Origin of the sequence: Streptomyces sp. NPDC029526 (assembly GCF_040637405.1) — a bacterium.
Taxonomy (GTDB): domain Bacteria; phylum Actinomycetota; class Actinomycetes; order Streptomycetales; family Streptomycetaceae; genus Streptomyces.
On sequence record NZ_JBEZWE010000019.1, the window covers coordinates 46,247 to 65,499 of the forward strand.

The following is a 19,253-nucleotide window of genomic DNA, read 5'->3' on the forward strand; positions in this document are numbered from 1 at the left end:
CGTTGACGTGACCGACATCGCCATGCTGCCCGAGTCCTGGCGCGGGGTTCTGGGCGACGAGCTGCAGCAGCCCTACTTCAAGGAGCTGGTGGAGTTCGTCGAGGAGGAGCGGGCGAAGGGCCCCGTGTACCCGCCCCGCGAGGAGGTCTTCGCGGCGCTGGACGCGACGCCCTACGACAAGGTCAAGGTCCTGGTCCTCGGCCAGGACCCCTACCACGGCGAAGGCCAGGGCCACGGTCTGTGCTTCTCGGTGCGGCCGGGCGTGCGCACCCCGCCGTCGCTGCGCAACATCTACAAGGAGATGCACGCGGAGCTGGGCACGCCCGTCCCGGACAACGGCTACCTCATGCCGTGGGCCGAGCAGGGCGTGCTGCTGCTGAACGCGGTGCTCACGGTGCGCGGCGGCGAGGCCAACTCGCACAAGGGCCGCGGCTGGGAGAGGTTCACCGACGCGGTCATCCGTGCGGTGGCGGACCGGCCCGAGCCGGCCGTCTTCGTGCTCTGGGGCAACTACGCGCAGAAGAAGCTGCCCCTGATCGACGCGACCCGCCACGCGGTCGTGAAGGGTGCGCACCCCTCCCCGCTCTCGGCGAAGAAGTTCTTCGGCTCCCGCCCGTTCACGCAGATCAATGAGGCCCTCGCCGCCCAGGGCCACGCCCCGGTCGACTGGACCATCCCCGACCTCGGCTGACCCGGCGCCGGGTGCGGGACAGCGGGGTGCCCGCACCCGGACGACCCGCCGGTGCGTCACGGGGCGCCCTGTCCGCCGTCGCGGCCGGCTGCGGCTAGCGTCGGGAGCGACATCCGGCGAGCGGTGCGGAGGGCGCGGTGGCGGAACGACAGGGCCGGGCGGCGGCCGACGCCGTACTGACCCGCATCGGGCAGGTCGTGATGCTGCACCACGCGGGCGACCGCGAGGAGGCGCGCCACCGGCTGCTGGGCCTGTGGGCGGAGATCGGTGACGGGGACCCGCTGCACCGCTGCACCCTGGCCCACTACCTGGCCGACACCCAGGACGACCCCGAAGCCGAACTGGCCTGGGACCTCCGGGCGTTGACGGCCGCCGAGGAGGCGCTCCGGAGCGGGCCGGAGGTGTCCGGGGCGTCGGCCGAGGTGCGCGCCCTCTACCCCGCGCTGCATCTGAGCCTCGCCACCGACTACGCCGGTCTGGGCCGCCCCGACGCCGCCCGCAGCCACCTCCGGCGGGCCAGGGGAGCGGCCGTCGCCCTGGCCGACGACTCCTACGGAGAGGGCGTCCGGGCGGCTATCCGGCGGCTGGAGATCCGGCTGGGGGAGGCCGAGGGCCCTCCCGGCGGCGGGAGCGGGCCGCCGAGGCAGCGGAGGTAGGAGACGTCGGGGCTGCCGCCGCCCCATCAGCCCCGGTGGTCCCAGCGGTGCCGGTGACCCCGGGGAACCGGCTCCGCCGGAGGCGCCTGATCCGGCGGCGCACCGCACCGGGGCCGCCGGCCGCCGCACCGGCGCGCCGCACCCGGGACGGCCGGCCACCGCACCGGCGCGCCGACCCCGGAACGCGGGCTCGGCGGCGGTCCTCCGCCGGGCCCGTGTCGCGGGGGCCTGCGGCCGTCGCCGCGCGGCTGCGGGCCGACCGCCGCCTCACCGCCCGTAGACCTCCCGGCAGATCGCTGCCTGCGGGCTGTCCTGCGGCCAGTGGCCGTACGTCCTGCCCAGCGCGCACACGTCCGCGCCCTCGCCGCTCCCCGGCCCCGGCCCGCCGGCGGCCGGACCGGGGGCGACGGCCTCGCCCCCTGGAGCCGGACGGTCCGGGCGGGAGGGCCGGTCGCGGTCGGGGGGCGGCACGGGGCGCTCCGACGCGGCGGGCGGGGGGCCGGTGTGCCGCGGGGGAGCGGCGGACGGCCGCTCCGCGCCGGACGGTCCGATCATCTCCAGGGCCTCCCGCGCCGGCGCCTGCACGGCCGGTGTCCGCGCCACCCCGTCCGGGCCGGGGGCCGGCGGCACCGGCGACCCGGCCGGGGCCGTCGGCGGCCGGGGGGCGGAGGCGGGGGGCGGGACCGTGACACAGCCCGAGAGGGCCGACACCGCCACGGTCAGCAGCAGGGCCGCTGTCGTCGTCGTTCGTCGCACCCGGGCCAGTCTGCTGGCTGCGGGCTCCGCCCCGGGACGCTTCGGGCCCTCGGATGCCCCGCACGGGTGATGTCCGACCCCTTCCGGGGGCCGTGCGGGCGCCGGGCTGACGTCAGTCGCCGGTGGTGCCGTCCAGGGCCTCCCGGATGAGGTCGGCGTGGCCGTTGTGCCGCGCGTACTCCTCGATCATGTGGGTGTGCAGCCAGCGCAGGTTGAAGCGTTCGCCGGTACGGGCGTGCGTGCCGCGCGACAGGTCGTCCAGGGCGAAGCCGGCCGCGTTGCGCCGGGCGACCGCGATCTCCTCCTGCCAGGTCGCGTACGCCTCCTCCCAGCTGTCCGCCGGCGTGACCCGGAAGTCGCCGTCGGGGTCGGCCTCGCTGTAGTGGATCGGTCCGGCGTCCTCGCCCATCAGCACCCGGCGGTACCAGCCCCGCTCCACGTCGGCCATGTGCCGGACGAGTCCGAGCAGGGTGAGTGAGGACGGGGACACCGACGCGGTGCGCAACTGGGCGTCGGTCAGGCCCTCGCACTTCCATGCCAGGGTGCTGCGGTGGTAGTCGAGCCAGCCCTCCAGCATGGCCCGTTCGTCGGCGTCGGTGGCGGGGTCACGGCGATCGGTCGTCATGGGGGCATCCTCACGGTTGCCGCGTCGCGCCACGACCCGTTTTCAGCCGTCGAGCATCCCCCGCAGCAACTCCCGCAGGCTGTCCCGCAGTTCCTGCGGGCCGGGCGGGCGCGAGCCGAAGGACCCGGCCACGCAGGAGAACAGCAGCCCGTCGGCCCAGGCGATCAGGGACAGGGCGTGCCGGCCGGGGTCCGTGGAACCGAGTCCGGTGACGAGGGCGGTGAGCACGTCGCGGAACCGGGCGCCGGTGGCGTCGAAGTGGGCGCGCAGCTCGGGGCGGCGGGTGGCCTCCAGGGCGAGTTCGTAGCGGGCGAGGGTGAGGACGCGGTCGCCGGTCAGGGCGCGGTGGGTGGCCAGGGCGAGCGCGTCCACCACCGCGCCGGTGCCCTGCCCGGGGTCCGGCAGGGCGTCCAGGGCGAGCACCCGGGCCTCCCGCTCGGCGAGCCGCCGTACCGCGAGTTCCAGCAGCGCCTGCCGGGTGCGGGCCACGTTCGAGGTGGAGCCCTGCGGCAGCCCGGCGGCCTCGTCGACCGCCCGGTGGGTCAGTCCCCGCATCCCGCGCTCGGCGAGCAGGGCCAGGGCGGCGTCGGCCACGAGGTCGGCGCGTGCGGCGCCTGCGGTGCTCACGGACATGGGCCAAACCTACCGCCGGCACTACTGCTGTAGTACAGTCGTGTCCACGGACACTACAGATGTAGTCGCCGTCGGGAGGAGCAGTCATGGCACGGGTCGAGCGGGCCGTCGTGATCGGCGGGGGGATCGGCGGACTGACCGCCGCCTCCGCCCTGCACCGTCGCGGGATCCGGGTGACCGTACTGGAGCGGGCCGCCTCACTGGCTCCCGTCGGCGCCGCCATCTCCCTGGCCCCCAACGGGTTGCGCGCCCTGGACCTGATCGGTGTCGGCGACGCCGTCCGGGCCCTGGCCGCCTTCCAGGGCGACGGCGGGGTGCGCGCCCCCGACGGGCGGTGGCTGGTGCGCTCCAGCGCCGCCGCCGCGAGCGAACGCTTCGGCGGCCCGCTCGTCCTCCTGGCCCGCACCACCCTCGTCGACCACCTGGCCGCCACCCTGCCGCCGGACGCCGTCCGCACGGCCGTGGACGCCCGCGTCCTGGACCCCGGCGACCCCGCCGACCCCGGCCGTCCGGCCCGCGTGGGCACCCCCGACGGGGAGCTGACGGCGGACCTCGTGGTGGCCGCCGACGGCATCCGATCGGCCGTACGGAGCACCCTCTTCCCGTCCCACCCCGGGCCCGCCTACGCCGGCTTCACCACCTGGCGGGTCCTCGTTCCCGTCCCGGGCGCCGTCTTCGCCTCGCACGAGACGTGGGGCCCGGGCCGCATCTGGGGCACCCATCCGCTCCAGGACGGCCGGGTCTACGCCTACGCCGCCGCCCGGACACCCGCGGGCGGACGGGCCCCCGACGACGAGAAGGCCGAACTGCTGCGGCTCTACGGCGACTGGCACCACCCGGTGCCCGCCGTGCTGGCCGCCGTCCGCCCCGAGGACGTGCTCCGGCACGACGTGCACCACCTCGCCCGGCCGCTGACCGCCTTGCACCGCGGCCGGGTCGCGCTCGTCGGCGACGCCGCGCACGCCATGCCGCCCAACCTCGGCCAGGGCGGCAACCAGGCCATCGAGGACGCCGTCGTCCTCGCCCACCACCGCGACGACCTCACCGCCTACACGGCGGCCCGGCTGCCCCGCACCACCGCGATCGCCCGCCAGGCGGTCCGGGCGGCCCGGCTCGACATGATGACCAACCGGGCCGGTATCGCGCTGCGCGACCACGCCCTGGCCGCGGTGTCCCGGGCCGCCCCCGGCCTCCTGCTGCGCACCTTCGACGGCATCGCCGACTGGCGCCCGCCCCGGCCGCCGTATGCTTCCCCGCAGACCACGCCAGGCGACGGCTAGAGGAGAACACCCCGTGAAGGTCGGCTGCATCGGACTCGGCGACATCGCGCAGAAGGCCTACCTCCCGGTGCTGGGCACCCTGCCCGACGTGACGCTCCACCTGCAGACCCGGACGCCCGCCACGCTCACCCGCGTCGCCGACGGCCTCCACCTGCCGCCGGACCGCCGCCACGCCGACCTCGACTCCCTGCTCTCCCAGGACCTCGACGCCGCCTTCGTGCACGCGCCGACCACGGTCCACCCCGAGATCGTGGCCCGGCTGCTGGACGCCGGCGTCCCGACCTACGTCGACAAGCCCCTCGCCTACCACCTCGCCGACTCCGCACGTCTCGTGGAACGGGCGGAGGACCGCGGGGTGAGCCTCGCCGTCGGCTTCAACCGCCGCTTCGCCCCGGGGTACGCCCAGTGCGCCGAACTCCCGCGCGACCTGATCCTGATGCAGAAGAACCGGGTCGGCCTGCCCGAGGACCCGCGCACCATGGTCCTCGACGACTTCATCCACGTCGTCGACACCCTCCGCTTCCTCGTGCCCGGCACCGTCGACGACGTGACCGTGCGCGGACGCACCGAGGGCGGACTGCTGCACCACGTCGTGCTCCAGCTCGCCGGCGACGGCTTCACCGCGCTCGGGGTGATGAACCGGCTCAGCGGTTCCGCCGAGGAGATCCTGGAGGTCTCCGGGCAGGACTCCAAGCGCCAGGTCCTCAACCTGGCCGAGGTCGTCGACCACAAGGGCCAGCCCACCGTGCGGCGGCGCGGCGACTGGGTCCCGGTGGCCCGGCAGCGTGGCATCGAGCAGGCCGTGCTCGCCTTCCTCGACGCGGTGCGCGCCGGACGGCCGCTCAGCGCCCGGGACGCGCTGGAGACCCATGAGCTGTGCGAGCGCGTGGTGCGCGCGGTGACCGGTCCCTCCGCCGCCTGACCCGCAGCGCCTCCACGACGCACCAGCCCGCGACGACCACCGGCGCCGTCAGCGGCACCCAGTCGCCGAAGCGGACGTACGGCGTCGTGCCGTGCGCCGGAGTCACCTCGTAGACATGGGTGCCGGAGGCGTCCGTACCCAGCCACGGCCCGACCCGCCGGCCGTCCGGGCCGTACACGGCGGACACGCCCGTCAGCGTCGCGTGCACCATCGGCCGGCCGGTCTCCGCGGCCCGCAGCGCGGCGATCGAGGCGTGCTGCTCCGGCGCCCAGCTCCGCTGGAACGTCGACGTCGAGGACTGCGCCAGCAGCACACCCGCGCCGTCCTCGGCGAGACTCCGGCTCATGTCCGGGAACGCGGTCTCGAAGCACACCATCGGGCCGACCCGCAGCCCGCCGTCCGTCTCCATCACGACCTGCTCCGCACCGCGCCTGCGGTCCTCGCCGGCCGCCCGGCCGACCGAGGTCGCCCAGCCCAGCAGCGAGCGGGCCGGGATGTACTCCCCGAACGGCACCAGCCGCATCTTGTCGTACCGGTCGCCGGTCAGCCCCTCCGGGCCGACCAGCACCGAACTCTTGAAGATGCCGGGCCGGTCGGACCTCCGGGCATCCACGTTGACCAGCAGATCGGCGCCCGTCCCACGGGACAGCGCGGCGAGCCGACCGGCGAGATCGGGGCGATCGCCGAGGTCGAACCCCACGCTGCTCTCGCCCCAGACCACGAGGTCGACGTCCCGGCCCGCCAGACGGCGGGTGAACTGTTCCTGGCGGTCGAAGCGGCGGTCCGCGCTCGCGGGCCCGGCGATCACCCCCGGCTGGACGACCGCGATCCGGACCCGTTCACCGGTCTGCGGCCGCGGCGACCACACCCACGCCGCCGACCCCGCCGCGGCCACCGCCACCAGGGCGGCCAGGGCCGGCAGTCGCGCCGCACGCACCACGACGAGCACCGCGACGGCCACGTTCACCGCCACCAGCAGCAGACTGACCAGCCAGACGCCGCCCACCGACGCCAGCCGCAGGGCCGCACCCACCTGCCACTGACTGGCACCGAGCACGCCCCAGGGCCCGCCCAGGGCGTGCCAGGAACGGATCAGCTCGATCACCAGCCAGCCCGACGGCAGCACCACCAGCGCGGCCACCACCCGGCCCCGGGACGGCGTACCGCCCAGAAGCCTGCGCACCAGCCACCCCCAGGGCGCCCACAGCGCCCCCAGCAGCGCCGCGATGACGAACGTGAACACGTGCAGGTGCGGCAGCAGCCAGTGGTGCATGGCGAACATGAACCCGAAGCCGCCGCACCACCCGTCGAACGCCGCCCGGCGCCCCGTCGGCGCGTTCCGCGCCAGCAGGATCCACGGCACCAGCGCGACACCGGCGCACCACCACAGGGCCGGAGCGGGGAAGGCCAGGACCGGCACGGCGCCCGCGACCACCGCCACGACGGAGCGGTACCACGGGGAGGCGAGCCGGCGACCGAACGTCTTCATGGGCGGCTCCCTACCCCGTGATGGCCCCAGTGTGCGCCCGCGGGCGATCCCGGGCAGCGCGGGCCCGTTCAGTTGATCACATCGGCAGTCCACCGCCGGGCAGGCGCCGCCACAGCTCGCGCACGACGACCTCGCTCAGCCGCCAGCCGTCCTCGGTGCGCACCACGGCGAAGGCGTACCGGCCCCCGCACACCACGTCCGGCGCCGCCGCCCCTCCGCCGTCCCGGTCGCCGCTGCCCATCGAGCTGAGGTAGTCGGCCCGCACGTGGGCCGTGTCGCCGGTGTCCAGCTCCCGGACGCCGAACCGCACCAACCGGTTGACGATGAGGTGTTGCCGCACCGGGAACGCCGTCAGGGACTCGGCCAGCCGGCCGGCCACCTCCCCGGCGCTGCCCTCGATGCCGCCCGCCGCGCGGTGGTCGGCTCTCCCGCCCGGTGCGAACAGCCCGCGGAATCCTTCCCAGTCGCCCTCGTCGACGGCCACGGCGTACTCGGTGACGAGCTCGTCCACGGCCAGTCGGTCTCTCACGGTCGCGAGCTCCACACGCTGGGTCATCGGATCAGTGTTGACCAGGGGACGTGAGGTGCCAAGGGGGCGTCCGGACTTTCGTGGGCCTGTCGCCGGTCGCCGGTCGCTTGTCGCTTGTCGCCGGTCGCCTGGCGCCTGTCCCCCTGCCGCCTCTCGCCCCGTCGCCCTGCCGCCGTGGTGCGGTGGCGGGGTGGCGGGGTGGCTCCGTGGCCCGGGTCCGGCAGGGGCCGCAGCGCCGGGTCTGCGACTCTGGGGCCGTTGCACGCGAGCGTCTGCGGGAGGCAGGACATGAAACGACTCGTCACCGTGGTCACCGGCGGAAGCCGGGGGATCGGGGCCGCCACCAGTCTGCGGCTCGCGGCCGAGGGACACGACGTGGTGGTGGGCTACGTACGCGACGCCGAGGCCGCCGAGACCGTCGCCCAGGGCGTGCGGTCGGCCGGCGCGCGTGCCGTCACCGTCCGGGGCGACACCTCCGTGGAGGCGGACGTCGAGCGGCTCTTCGAGGTGGCGGAGCGGGAACTCGGCCCGGTGACGGGGCTGGTGAACAACGCGGCGGTGACCGGACCACTGGGCCGCTTCGCCGACGTCGGCACCGACAGCCTGCGGCGGGTCGTCGACGTCAACCTCATGGGCACGCTGCTGTGCGCGCGGCGGGCCGCGCAGCTGATGACGCCCCGGGGCGAGGGCGTGATCGTGAACATCTCGTCGGGCGCCGCCACCCTCGGCAGCCCCGGCGAGTACGTCCACTACGCGGCGACCAAGGCGGCCGTCGACGCGCTGACGCTCGGGCTGGCCAAGGAGCTCGGCCCGGACGGGATCCGGGTCAACGCGGTGGCGCCGGGAGTGATCGACACGGAGATGCACGCCGCGATGGGGGCACCGGACCGGGCCCGGCAGGCCGCCGCCGCGATCCCGATGCGGCGCGCCGGACGGGCCGAGGAGATCGCCGCGGCCGTGGCCTGGCTGATGTCACCGGACGCCTCGTACACGACGGGGACGGTGCTGCGGGTGGCCGGCGGACGCTGACCGATGAAGTCGGCGCTCCGGCAGGGGAGTTGAGGAGGCCCGGGTCACGACCCGGAGGCGGGGACCACGGGCCTCCCGCACGCCTCTCGTGGCGGACGCTGTGGGCGCGGGGCGCGGGGCGCGGGGCGCGGGGCGCGGGGCGCGGGGCGCGGGGCGCGGGGCGCGGGGCGCGGGGCCTCAGGCCGCCTCGACGATCTCTCCGCGGATCGCGGCAGCCCACTCCACCACGAGCAGCTCGTACTCCGCACGCTCGGTGGCCGACAGCGAACCGCCCGCGCGCAGCCACAGCGCACGGATCTGTTCGTTGACGTCGTCGGCGGACCGCACGGAACCAGGGGTGACCAAATCGGGGGACATGCGGACAGCCTAGGCCCACGCACTGACACTCCGCTACCGGACGGCTACGGGCGACGCGGCGCGCGGCATCCGCCCTCCGGTGCCTCCCGTCGGAGCCGGTCCGTGCCCGCGTCCCAGCGGGTCGAGCACGCCGGGCTCCGTGCGCCCGAGCGGTCCGGCGCAGCCCCGCTCCTCGCGGTCGTACGACGGCGACGGCGTGATGCCTGCGTGGGGAGACCGGCGCGAACCGGTCGGCTCAGGCGCCGCCGCGCGCTATGGAGCCGACGCGGCGTCAGGAGCGTTGTTGTGGGGATCGGTCGGGTTCCCGTCGAACTCAGCGTCACGGATGCGTCACATCACCTTCACCGCACGCGCACATCCGTCATGCTCATCGCCCTGCCCGACCCCGCACCTCGAGGGACGCATCATGCACATCCGTACCGTCGCCGCCGCGCTCGCCGCCGTGGCCCTGCTCACGCTCACCGCCTGCGAGGGAACCGACAGCGGCGGGGCCGGATCCGCCACGTCGGACACCGTCGACCGGGACACCGGCGACACGCCCGGGGGCGACGCAACCCCGAGCGACCCGCAGCCCGATTCCGGGGACGCGAGCGACACCGGGACGGAGAAGGGCGGGACGGAGGAGGGCGGGGCCGAGAAGGAATCCGGGGGCGGAACCGACGCCGGTGCGGATTCCGCGCCGGCCTCCGCCCAACTGCCGGACTTCACCGGCCAGGATCTGCAGGCCGCCCAGGACGCGGCCCAGGCCGCCGGCTTCTACGCCCTCGACGACCAGGACGCGAGCGGACAGAACCGGCTGCAGGTCTTCGACCGCAACTGGGTGGTGTGCAGCCAGGATCCGGCGCCGGGCACGCACCCCACCGACACCATGGTGACCCTGTTCGCGGTCAAGGACGGCGAGCGCTGCTGAGCGGTTGAGCGCGGGCCACCCTGGGCCGGCGAGGGCGGGCCTCCCCGGTGCGGCGACGGGGAGCCGGGCCGCCGGACGCCGCTCCGCCGGCTCTCCGGCCGTCGGGAGGGGGCGTCTCCTCCGCCGGTCTCAGTGCGCCGGTTCGGCCGCGTGCGGGCTCAGGACGCCCATTGCCACCAGCGCGATGATGACGATGCCGAGCGCGATCCGGTACCAGACGAACGGCATGAAGCTCCGGGTGGAAATGAATTTCATGAACCATGCGATCACCACATATCCGGTCGCGAACGCGACGACCGTGGCGAAGACGGTCGGGCCCCAGGAGACGTGTCCGCCCTCGGTGACGTCCTTGAGTTCGTAGAGGCCGGAGGCGAGCACGGCGGGGATGGCGAGCAGGAACGAGTAGCGGGCGGCGGCCTCACGCCGGTACCCCATGAACAGGCCGCCACTGATGGTGGCGCCGGAGCGGGAGACACCCGGGACCAGCGCCATGGCCTGGCAGAGACCGTAGATCAGGCCGTCCTTGACGGTCAGGTCCGTCAGTTCCTTCGGCTGTCTGGCGGCGCGGTGCCGACCGCCACGCTCGGCGCGTGCCGCCAGCCGGTCGGCGATGCCGAGGACGATGCCCATGCCGATGAGCATCGTGGCGGTGATCCGCAGGTCGCGGAACGGCCCCTCGATCTGGTCCTTGAGCGTGAGGCCGAGGACGCCGATGGGGATGGAGCCGACGATCACGAGCCACCCCATGCGCGCGTCGGGGTCGCTGCGCAGCTCCTTGTCGGTGAGGGACCGCGTCCAGGCGGACAGGATCCGGCCGATGTCCTTGCGGAAGTAGATGAGCACCGCCGCCTCGGTGCCGATCTGGGTGATGGCGGTGAACGCCGCGCCCGGGTCCTCCCAGCCGGAGAAGGCCGCCGTCAGGCGCAGATGCGCGCTGGAGGAGATGGGGAGGAACTCGGTCAGCCCCTGGACGAGTCCGAGGATGAGGGATTCAAACCAAGACATGAGGTAGCGGAGTCCAAGTGCCGTTCGCGGAAAGGGCGGAGCGGGCACGCCGGACCGCAGGGTGCGGTGATCGGTGATCGGGCGCGCCGCGGGGGCAGCGTAACGCCCTCAAATGAACAAGAGGTGCAGGGCCGTCGCGGGGGCTGTCGGGCCGCGTCACCCGGTGGGGACTCGCCCGTTCCCCCGCGAGGGGGAGGGGGATGGGGGAGGGCGCCGGCGAGGGAACGGGCGAGGGAGCGGGAACGGGAGAGGGCGAGGCCGCGGGCGCCGTCGGCGGTAGCGGCGGGCTGCTCAGCGTCCGCGCAGCCGGTGCCGCTTGCGCCACGCCACCAGCGCCCCCACCAGACCCGGCACGGCGATGCAGGCCAGCGCGATCAGGAAGGCGGGCGAGGTGGGAGCCGAGGCGCTGTCGCCCGCGACGGCGTAGGCGGCGGTGTTCGGGATGGAACCGAGCGCGGTCGCCAACAGGAACGGCAGCAGGCCCATCCGCGACACCGCCGCGCAGTAGTTGGCCGCGGCGAACGGCACCCCGGGGAACAGACGGGTCGCCAGCATCGAGCGGAAACCGTGCCGGCTGAGCTGCCGGTCGGCCGCCTTCAGCCACCGGCCCCGCAGCAGCGGACGCAGCGCGTCCTGGCCGAGCGCCCGGCCGAGGCAGAACGCCAGCCCCGCCCCGAGCACCGTGCCGCCGAGGGCCGCGCCCAGACCGAGCTGGGTGCCGAACAGCGCGCCCGCCCCGAGGTTGAGCAGCGGACGCGGCACGAACGCCACCGTGCACACCCCGTACGCCACCGCGTACAGCACCACGGCCGCCGCCCCGCCGAGCTGTGGCGGAAAGCCGTCGGTGAGCAGCCGCTGCGGCTCGAACAGCAGCATCGCGGAGGCCGCCGACAGCAGCAGCACCACGAGCAGCGACAGCCGGGACCACGGCGACAGCAGCACCCTGGCGCAGCGGGCGGCGACCCCGGCCGCGGGCGCGGACGGGGCCAGGGGGACGGCGATCGCGAGATCGTGGGGACCGACGGCTTGGGGAGGAGCCGTGGCCGTGCCGCCAGAGCGGGTGGAGGCATCGAGCATTCGGCGACAGTAACCGACGCGCCGGTGTGATCGCCGTAGTGTGCGTCTCATGAACGCCGCCCCACCGGACGACGGGAGCCGCGCCCCGCGGGTTCCCGCCGGCCCGCTCGCCGACACCGTGCTGGACCGGCTCACCACCGTCTACCCGACGGCGGCCGACCCGCAGCGGGCGGTCGGGATGCGGGCCTACATGAAGGACGTCGCCCCCTTCCTCGGCCTGACCACCCCGGTCCGCCGGGCCCTGTCCCGCACCGTCCTGGAGGGGCTGCCCCGCCCCGACGAGGCGGACTGCGCGGAGATCGCCCTGCGCTGCTGGAGCCTGCCCGAGCGCGAGTACCACTATTTCGCGGTCGACTACCTGCGGCGCCACGTACGGCACTGCTCCTCCGGCTTCCTGCCCGTCACCCGGCAGCTCCTCACCACCCTCCCGTGGTGGGACACCGTCGACCTGCTCGCCGCGCACGTGGTGGGAGCGCTGGTCGCGGCCGACCGGGACCTGGCGGCGGAGATGGACGCCTGGAGCGTCGACGAGGACCTGTGGCTCGTGCGGACCGCGCTGCTGCACCAACTGCGCTACAAGGAACGCACCGACACCGGGCGCCTCTTCGGCTACTGCGCGCGGCAGGCGGGGCATCCCGACTTCTTCGTCCGCAAAGCCATCGGCTGGTGCCTGCGCGAGTACGCCAAGACGGACCCGGAGGCGGTCCGTGCCTTCGTCGCCCGCGAACGGGACCGCCTCGCGCCGCTGTCGGTACGGGAGGCACTGAAGAACATCGGCGCCTGAGCCGGGTGCGGGCCGTCCCGCACCCGCGTCCGCACCCCCGCACCCGTCGCCGTCCCTGCTGCGCCCCCGTCCCCGTTCCGCCCCCGTCCCCGATCCGCTCCCGGTCACGTCCGGTACGCGGCTCGTTCGGCGCGCGCCTCGTTCCGTCCCGCCCTCGCGTCCGTCGGGGCGGCCGTCCTCCGCTTCTGCCCCGGCTCCGGAACCACCCCCACGCGCACCGGACTCCGGCATCCCGCCGCCCGCGGGCGCCCTCGCGCGCACCCGGGTCCGGCGTCCCGCCGGGGCCCGGAACGAAAACCGTTCGACGTGGGGCCGCGCGTCCGCCAGGATCGACGCCATGGTCCGGTACGCCTTCCTCCTCGCCGCATCCGCCCCCGCGGATGCCCCGAAGGCTGCCGTCGACGCTCTCCTGGCCGCCGCCGACGGCGCCCGAAGCTGACCCTCCCCGGATCGACCGGCGGACCCCGCAGGGGGAGGGTCGGCCGGTTCCTCCCGGGGTCCCCGTCCCGCCGTGTGCCGATGCCGCCGCGCCGGGGCCGTCACGCACCACCACCGAGAGACTTCGAGGTACCGCCATGTCCAAGACGGCGTACGTCCGCACCAAACCACACCTGAACATCGGCACGATGGGGCACGTCGACCACGGCAAGACCACCCTGACCGCCGCCATCACCAAGGTCCTCGCCGAGCGCGGGGGCGGCAGCTTCGTTCCGTTCGACCGCATCGACCGGGCGCCGGAGGAGGCCGCGCGCGGCATCACCATCAACCTCGCGCACGTCGAGTACGAGACCGACACCCGGCACTACGCGCACGTGGACATGCCCGGCCACGCCGACTACGTCAAGAACATGGTGACCGGCGCGGCCCAGCTGGACGGGGCGATCCTGGTCGTCTCCGCCCTCGACGGGATCATGCCGCAGACGGCCGAGCACGTGCTGCTGGCCCGTCAGGTGGGCGTCGACCACATCGTCGTCGCGCTCAACAAGGCCGACGCGGGAGACGAGGAGCTCACCGACCTGGTGGAACTGGAGGTCCGCGAGCTGTTGTCCGCGCACGGGTACGGCGGTGACGCGGCGCCCGTGGTCCGGGTGTCCGGTCTGAGGGCGCTGGAGGGCGACCCGCGCTGGACGGCGTCGATCGACGCGCTGCTGGACGCAGTGGACACGTACGTGCCGATGCCCGAACGGTACGTGGACGCGCCCTTCCTGCTGCCGGTGGAGAACGTGCTCACCATCACCGGCCGGGGGACCGTCGTCACCGGCGCCGTCGAGCGGGGCACGATCCGCGTCGGCGAGCGGGTCGAGGTGCTCGGCGCCGGCGTCGAGACGGTGGTGACCGGTCTGGAGACCTTCGGCCGGCCGATGCCGGAGGCGCAGGCCGGGGACAACGTGGCGCTGCTGCTGCGCGGTGTGCCCCGCGACGCGGTGCGCCGAGGACACGTGGTGGCCGCGCCGGGCAGCGTGGTGCCCGCCCGGCGGTTCACCGCCCGGGTGTACGTGCTGTCCGCCCGCGAGGGCGGCCGTACCACACCGGTGTTCACCGGCTACCGGCCGCAGTTCTACCTCCGCACCGCGGACGTGGTCGGCGACGTCGACCTCGGCGCGACGGCCGTCGCCCGCCCCGGCGACACGGTGACCATGACCGTGGAGCTGGGCCGCGAGGTGCCGCTGGAGCCCGGACTCGGCTTCGCGATCCGTGAGGGCGGACGCACGGTCGGCGCCGGCACCGTGACGGAGGTCGGCTGAACGGAGCGCACGGCTGCCCGCCCCGCCAGGGGGCGGGCAGCCCGTCGTCCACGGACCCCGCGGGCGCCCCGGACCCCGGGGGACGGGCCGCCGGACCGCCGGGACAATGGGACGGTGACCGAGCCCATCCCCGTGACCCGCGCCGTCGACCACGGCACCGCCAAGCTGATGCCCGACGTCGACCGGGAGCGGGCCTGGCTGCTCACCGTCGACGGGGCGCCGCAGTCGTACGTCGACCTGGACGACCCGCACCACCTGGAGTTCGAGTACGCGCGGCGGATCGGCCACGTCCTGGACACGCTCACCGAGCCCGGGCGCCCGCTGGACGCCGTGCACCTCGGCGGCGGCGCGCTCACCCTGCCCCGCTACCTGGCCGCCACCCGGCCCGGGTCCCGGCAGGACGTGGTCGAGGCCGACGGCGCCCTGTCGGAACTCGTCGCCGAGCACCTGCCGCTGACCGGGGACAGCGGTGTCACCGTGCACACGGCCGACGCGCGGGCCTGGCTGGGCGCGGCACCCTCCGACTCCGCGGACGTCCTGATCGCCGACGTGTTCGGCGGCTCCCGGGTGCCCGCCCACCTCACCACGGTCTCCTACGCGGAGGAGGCCGCCAGGGTGGTGCGGGACGGCGGCGTCTATCTCGCCAACCTTGCGGACGGGGCGCCGTTCGACTTCCTGCGCTCGCAACTGGCGACGCTGGCGACGTGCTTCGCGGAGCTGGTGCTGGTCGCCGAGCCCGGGGTGCTGCGCGGGCGGCGCTTCGGCAACGCCCTGCTGGCCGCGGCCCACCGGCCCCTGGACACCGCCGCGTTGGCCCGGCGCACCGCGGCGGACGCGTTCCCGGCCCGGGTGGAACACGGCGAGGCGCTCCGGAGGTTCACGGCGGGCGCCCGCCCGGTGCGGGACGAGGACGCCGTACCGTCACCCGTGCCGCCCGAGGGCGCGTTCGGCATCGGCTGACCGGAGTACCTGCCGACTCGGAGCATCCGCTGACTCGGAGTACCGGCTGACCCGGAGTACCGGCTGCCTGGAGTACCGGCTCTCCTTCCCGGGCGAGCGGCACCGAGGGTGCGCCCCGGGTCCGTACGCATCCGCGCGGTCCGTACGGGCCGAGTGGGTCCATGTACGGGGCGAGTGAGTCCGTACAGGCCGAGTGGGGCGGCGCAGACGGCGGGCACGGAGCGGCGGTCGGGCGGGCGGGGGGAAGCCGAAAGGGACCGGGGCCGGGACCGGCCGGGTCGGGTCTGACGGCGCGTGGCGGTGGCCATGGGCGCCCTGCGCGCACCACCGGCGCCCGCGCCCACGAGGGCAGCATCACCGGCGCACGCACCGACGAGGTCTTCGCCCCGGCGCACGCGCCGGCCGAGGGCTGCACTCTTCCGGCGCCCGGGCCACCGACACCCGCGCCACCGACACCCGTGCCACCGCCACCCGCCGGGCGACCGCCCGGCCCCGTCAGGCCTTCTCGACCACCTCGGGCTCGACCACTTCGGGCTCGACCACTTCGGGCTCGACCCCTTCGGGCCGGTCGTCCGCCGCGGGCGACCCGGTGACCGCGCGGGAGGTCCGGCGGCGCAGGTTGCGGACGTCCGGGACGCACAGCACCGCCGCGGTGGCCACCACGATCAGCGCGGCGCACCCCCACAGAGCCTCGGGGCGCCCGAGCGTCGCTTCGGCCGGCCCGGCCAGCGCGGTTGCCAGCGGCACCAGGGCGACCGAACCGAACCAGTCGTAGGCGGACACCCGGGACAGCTTCTCCTCCGGGATCTCCTGGTGCAGGGCGGTCATCCAGGACACGCCGAACACCTCCACCGACACCCCGGTCACGAACATCACCGCGCACAGCACCGCCACCGGTACCGGCACGGCGAGCGCGGCCGAGGGCAACGCCAGGGGGAACACGCACAGGGTGCCGGTGAACAGCAGCCGGACCGGTTTCCAGCGGGTCATGATCAGCGCGCCCACCACGGTGCCCCCGCCGAAGAAGCCCAGCGCCAGCCCCCACGGCGCGGCACCGCCCAGGTGGTCCCGGGCGACCAGGGGCCCGTAGACCGCGTCGGCCGCCGCCACCACCGCGTTGGCGAGGGAGAACTGGACGACGATGCCCCAGAGCCAGGGACGCCCGGAGAACTCCCGCCAGCCTTCCCGCAGGTCGGAGAGCAGCCCGCCGCCGGGGGCGCGCGGGGGGATGTGCTTCACGTCCAGGAAGGCGCGCAGTGCCGCCGCCACCGCGAACGCGGCCGCGTCCGCCGCGAGCACCCAGCCCGGTCCGACCGCCGCCACCATGGCACCGCCGAGCGCCGCACCGCCGAGGATGGACCCCTGCATGGCCATCCGGAACACCGCGAAGGCCCGCCCGGCCTGCTCCCCGTCGACCGAGGAGAGCAACATGCCTTCGGCGGCCGGGCCGAAGAACGCCTGACCGGTGCCGCCGAGCGCGCTGAGCAGCATCATCTGCCACAGCAGCGGCTCGCCCGCCAGCATCAGGACGGCGAACGCGCCTTGCGAGACGCAGTTCAGGACGTTGGCCGCGACCATCACGTGATGCCGCGGCAGCCGGTCCGCCACCGCGCCGCCGATCAGCAGGAACAGCACCAGGGGCAGCGTCCGCGCGGCGGCTACCAGACCCACGTCCCCGGCGTCGCCGCCGACGGCCAGGACGGCGAAGGCGGCGGCGATCAGGGCGCCGTTGCTGCCCAGACTGGTGACCACGGCGGAGGCGGTCAGCAGCGTGTAGTTGCGTCCGGCCCAGGTGGGACGCCGGCGGGAAGCGGTGGTGGACACCCCGTGACTATCACCGAGGCGGGGCCGGGTTGCCAAACGCCCGCCCCGCCCACCGGTCATGATGCCCGTCGGTCACGACGCGGACCGGCCATGATCCGGACGCCGTGTGTCAGGTGCCCGTCGGGGGCTCCTCGGTGAGCCGCACGGTGCTCAGGATCTTCTGGATGGTCGCCTCGGACAGTTCGTCCTTGACGCCCTTGGCGCCGAAGAGGTTCCAGGTGACGTAGTCGCCCGCGCCGTTCTTGAACGCGAAAGTGATCGCCTTGCCCTCGCTGTCGCACTTGCCCTTCTGGGGCGTGCCGTCGGAGTAGGCGGTGGCGACGCTGCCCTTGATGCCGGAGGTCGTGGTGTACGGCTTCGGCTTGACCGTCTTCACACTCTTCTTGTCCGGCTGCGTGTAGCCGCCGAAGATCCACCACGGCACGCGGGTCTCCGCCGCCTGGTCGGTCGTCTTGGCACCGTTCTCACCGCGGGTGCCCGCTGTGACGAGAGCGGTGTCCTCGTCACGGCCGTCCTTGTCGTCGTCGGTGGTGCACCACTTGGACTTGAGGTAGGCGGGAGCGGTGACGGTGGTGCGGTCCCACTCCCCGTCCTTGTCCTCCCACTCGAAGCCGACGCTGGTGCCGGGCGTCTCGATCTCCCAGTCGGCGGGGACGTCGAACTTCGTGCCGAAGCGCGTGTTCACGACGACCTGCCAGCCCGGAATGGTCGCCTTCTCCGCCTCACCGCCACGCGGGTTGTCCTCGGAGGCCGACGCGCTCGGCTCCTTCGACGGGTCCGCGGACGCGCTCGCCGACGGCTTGCCGTCCTTGCCGTCCTTAGCGGTGTCGTCCTCGTCACCCCCGAGCACCAGGAATCCGGTCACCCCGGCGGTGATCACCACGGCGGTCGCGGCGATGATCGCCACCAACTTCGTCCGGTTCCCGCCCCCGCTCTTGGGCGCGTTGGGGTCGCCCGGCACGGTCGGCGCGTTCCACTGCGGCTGCTGCTGCGCGTACGGATTCGCCTGCTGGTAGCCGGGCTGCTGGTACGGATTCGGCTGCTGGTACCCCGGCTGCTGGTACGGGTTGTTGTCCTGCGGGTTCTGCTCGCCCCCGGGCGGCTGCTGTCCTGGCCACATGGGCAGCCACCCTAGCCGCGCTCCGGACACGATTCGGTCACTGCCCTTTGACGGGGACGTAGCAACTGCCGGCCACGCGGACGCGGACGGCTGTGGCGACCTGCCCTACTCGCGGGTAACCTGCGGCCATGAGCGCAGACCAGATGTCCGTCGGCGAGATGCTCGCCGCCACCGTTCCGATGGCCCGGACCCTCAACCTCCGGTTCATCGAGACCACACCGGAACGAGCCGTGGTGACCCTGCCCGACCAGGGCGAGTACCACAACCACGTCGGCGGCCCGCACGCCGGTGCGATGTTCACGCTCGGCGAGTCCGCGAGCGGCGCGATCGTGCTCGCCGCCTTCGGGGACCAGCTCGCCCGTGCCGTGCCGCTCGCGGTCCGCGCCGAGATCGCCTACCGCAAGCTCGCGATGGGCACCGTCACCGCCACCGCGACGCTGGGACGCCCCGCCGCCGAGGTCGTCGCGGAACTCGACGCCGGACAGCGCCCGGAGTTCCCCGTCGCGGTCGCCATCCGGCGGGAGGACGGTGACGTGACCGGTGAGATGACCGTCGTGTGGACCCTCCGGCCCAACGGCTGACCGGCCACCGACGTCCGGCCGGCCGTGTCACCCGGCTCGCTCCGGCCTGCTCGGGTGGGCGTCCGGGGCGTCCGGCCTGTCCGGCCTATCCGGCCTGTCCGGCTGGTCTCGTCGGCTTCCGCGGTCTGGCCTTCGCGGGTCCGGCCTCTGTCGGTCTGGTCGCCTGTCGGTCTGGTCGGCTCGGTCGGTGGCGGCCGGGTCGTCGGGGGTGCCCGCCGGGGCGCCCGCCGGGAGTGCGTGCCGGAGTGTGTGCAGTCGCACCCGCCGGGGTGAGCGCCGG

General features: G+C 74.7%; 20 protein-coding genes. 10 read left to right on the forward strand and 10 right to left on the reverse strand.

The annotated features are described in order from the left end of the window. Positions 1-7: 7 nt before the first annotated feature. Positions 8-691, forward strand: a complete 684-nt coding sequence (gene ung / locus AB0F01_RS27290) for a uracil-DNA glycosylase (RefSeq protein ID WP_362101023.1) — start codon at positions 8-10, stop codon at positions 689-691. A gap of 137 nt (positions 692-828) precedes the next feature. Then, the gene (locus tag AB0F01_RS27295) at positions 829-1,347 is read left to right on the forward strand and encodes a hypothetical protein (RefSeq protein WP_362101026.1); all 519 of its coding nucleotides are present in this window, start codon (positions 829-831) and stop codon (positions 1,345-1,347) included. Positions 1,348-1,614: 267 nt separating this feature from the next. On the opposite strand, the gene AB0F01_RS27300 is transcribed toward AB0F01_RS27295, so the two are convergent. The 3 genes from AB0F01_RS27300 to AB0F01_RS27310 form a co-directional block, all read right to left on the reverse strand. Continuing rightward, entirely contained in the window at positions 1,615-2,103 is a 489-nt protein-coding gene (locus AB0F01_RS27300) for a hypothetical protein (protein WP_362101028.1), read from the reverse strand. Between the two features lie 112 nt (positions 2,104-2,215). Then, on the reverse strand, positions 2,216-2,728 hold the full coding sequence (locus tag AB0F01_RS27305; protein ID WP_362101031.1) for a DinB family protein: 513 nt from the start codon (positions 2,726-2,728) through the stop codon (positions 2,216-2,218). A gap of 42 nt (positions 2,729-2,770) precedes the next feature. Next, positions 2,771-3,361 (reverse strand): TetR/AcrR family transcriptional regulator, encoded by a 591-nt coding sequence (locus tag AB0F01_RS27310; RefSeq protein WP_362101034.1) that lies wholly within the window; start codon positions 3,359-3,361, stop codon positions 2,771-2,773. An 86-nt stretch (positions 3,362-3,447) separates the two neighbouring features. Between AB0F01_RS27310 and AB0F01_RS27315 the strand changes: the two genes are divergently transcribed. Further along, a complete protein-coding gene (locus tag AB0F01_RS27315) occupies positions 3,448-4,641 on the forward strand; it encodes an FAD-dependent monooxygenase (RefSeq protein WP_362101036.1) in 1,194 nt (397 codons plus the stop codon). 13 nt (positions 4,642-4,654) lie between these two features. After that, positions 4,655-5,563 carry a Gfo/Idh/MocA family oxidoreductase gene (locus AB0F01_RS27320; RefSeq protein WP_362101038.1) on the forward strand — a complete coding sequence of 303 codons (909 nt, stop codon included), beginning with the start codon at positions 4,655-4,657 and terminating at the stop codon, positions 5,561-5,563. Here the strand turns inward: AB0F01_RS27320 and lnt are convergent. Together lnt and AB0F01_RS27330 are read right to left on the reverse strand one after the other, a co-directional pair. Then, positions 5,484-7,052, reverse strand: coding sequence for an apolipoprotein N-acyltransferase (gene lnt / locus AB0F01_RS27325; RefSeq protein ID WP_362101040.1), 1,569 nt, complete (start codon positions 7,050-7,052; stop codon positions 5,484-5,486). The two genes, AB0F01_RS27320 and lnt, sit on opposite strands and share 80 nt — an antisense overlap. A gap of 76 nt (positions 7,053-7,128) precedes the next feature. Continuing rightward, the gene (locus AB0F01_RS27330; protein ID WP_362101042.1) at positions 7,129-7,608 is read right to left on the reverse strand and encodes a nuclear transport factor 2 family protein; all 480 of its coding nucleotides are present in this window, start codon (positions 7,606-7,608) and stop codon (positions 7,129-7,131) included. Positions 7,609-7,869: 261 nt separating this feature from the next. Here AB0F01_RS27330 and AB0F01_RS27335 point away from each other — a divergent pair, with 261 nt between their 5' ends. Then, positions 7,870-8,610, forward strand: coding sequence for an SDR family oxidoreductase (locus AB0F01_RS27335; RefSeq protein ID WP_362101045.1), 741 nt, complete (start codon positions 7,870-7,872; stop codon positions 8,608-8,610). 177 nt (positions 8,611-8,787) lie between these two features. Here AB0F01_RS27335 and AB0F01_RS27340 read toward each other — a convergent pair whose 3' ends face one another. Continuing rightward, a complete protein-coding gene (locus tag AB0F01_RS27340; protein WP_362101047.1) occupies positions 8,788-8,967 on the reverse strand; it encodes a hypothetical protein in 180 nt (59 codons plus the stop codon). A gap of 406 nt (positions 8,968-9,373) precedes the next feature. Between AB0F01_RS27340 and AB0F01_RS27345 the strand changes: the two genes are divergently transcribed. Further along, on the forward strand, positions 9,374-9,877 hold the full coding sequence (locus AB0F01_RS27345) for a hypothetical protein (protein ID WP_362101049.1): 504 nt from the start codon (positions 9,374-9,376) through the stop codon (positions 9,875-9,877). A 129-nt stretch (positions 9,878-10,006) separates the two neighbouring features. Here the strand turns inward: AB0F01_RS27345 and AB0F01_RS27350 are convergent, their stop codons facing one another. Together AB0F01_RS27350 and AB0F01_RS27355 are read right to left on the reverse strand one after the other, a co-directional pair. After that, a complete protein-coding gene (locus AB0F01_RS27350) occupies positions 10,007-10,882 on the reverse strand; it encodes an undecaprenyl-diphosphate phosphatase (protein WP_362101052.1) in 876 nt (291 codons plus the stop codon). A 291-nt stretch (positions 10,883-11,173) separates the two neighbouring features. Then, complete coding sequence (locus AB0F01_RS27355; RefSeq protein WP_362101055.1) at positions 11,174-11,959, reverse strand: TVP38/TMEM64 family protein; 786 nt, start codon at positions 11,957-11,959, stop codon at positions 11,174-11,176. 49 nt (positions 11,960-12,008) lie between these two features. Between AB0F01_RS27355 and AB0F01_RS27360 the strand changes: the two genes are divergently transcribed. The 3 genes from AB0F01_RS27360 (at position 12,009) to AB0F01_RS27370 (ending at position 15,448) form a co-directional block, all read left to right on the forward strand. Next, a complete protein-coding gene (locus AB0F01_RS27360) occupies positions 12,009-12,743 on the forward strand; it encodes a DNA alkylation repair protein (RefSeq protein WP_362101058.1) in 735 nt (244 codons plus the stop codon). Between the two features lie 575 nt (positions 12,744-13,318). Next, positions 13,319-14,488: an elongation factor Tu gene (gene tuf, locus AB0F01_RS27365; RefSeq protein ID WP_362101061.1), complete on the forward strand. Its 1,170-nt coding sequence runs from the start codon at positions 13,319-13,321 to the stop codon at positions 14,486-14,488. A gap of 114 nt (positions 14,489-14,602) precedes the next feature. Beyond that, on the forward strand, positions 14,603-15,448 hold the full coding sequence (locus tag AB0F01_RS27370; protein WP_362101064.1) for a fused MFS/spermidine synthase: 846 nt from the start codon (positions 14,603-14,605) through the stop codon (positions 15,446-15,448). Between the two features lie 495 nt (positions 15,449-15,943). Here AB0F01_RS27370 and AB0F01_RS27375 read toward each other — a convergent pair whose 3' ends face one another. Both AB0F01_RS27375 and AB0F01_RS27380 read right to left on the reverse strand, forming a co-directional pair. Beyond that, the gene (locus AB0F01_RS27375) at positions 15,944-17,272 is read right to left on the reverse strand and encodes an MFS transporter (RefSeq protein WP_362101067.1); all 1,329 of its coding nucleotides are present in this window, start codon (positions 17,270-17,272) and stop codon (positions 15,944-15,946) included. A gap of 109 nt (positions 17,273-17,381) precedes the next feature. After that, a complete protein-coding gene (locus AB0F01_RS27380; protein ID WP_362101070.1) occupies positions 17,382-18,392 on the reverse strand; it encodes a hypothetical protein in 1,011 nt (336 codons plus the stop codon). Positions 18,393-18,535: 143 nt separating this feature from the next. Between AB0F01_RS27380 and AB0F01_RS27385 the strand changes: the two genes are divergently transcribed. Beyond that, positions 18,536-18,973 carry a DUF4442 domain-containing protein gene (locus AB0F01_RS27385; protein WP_362101135.1) on the forward strand — a complete coding sequence of 146 codons (438 nt, stop codon included), beginning with the start codon at positions 18,536-18,538 and terminating at the stop codon, positions 18,971-18,973. The last annotated feature ends 280 nt before the right edge of the window (positions 18,974-19,253 follow it).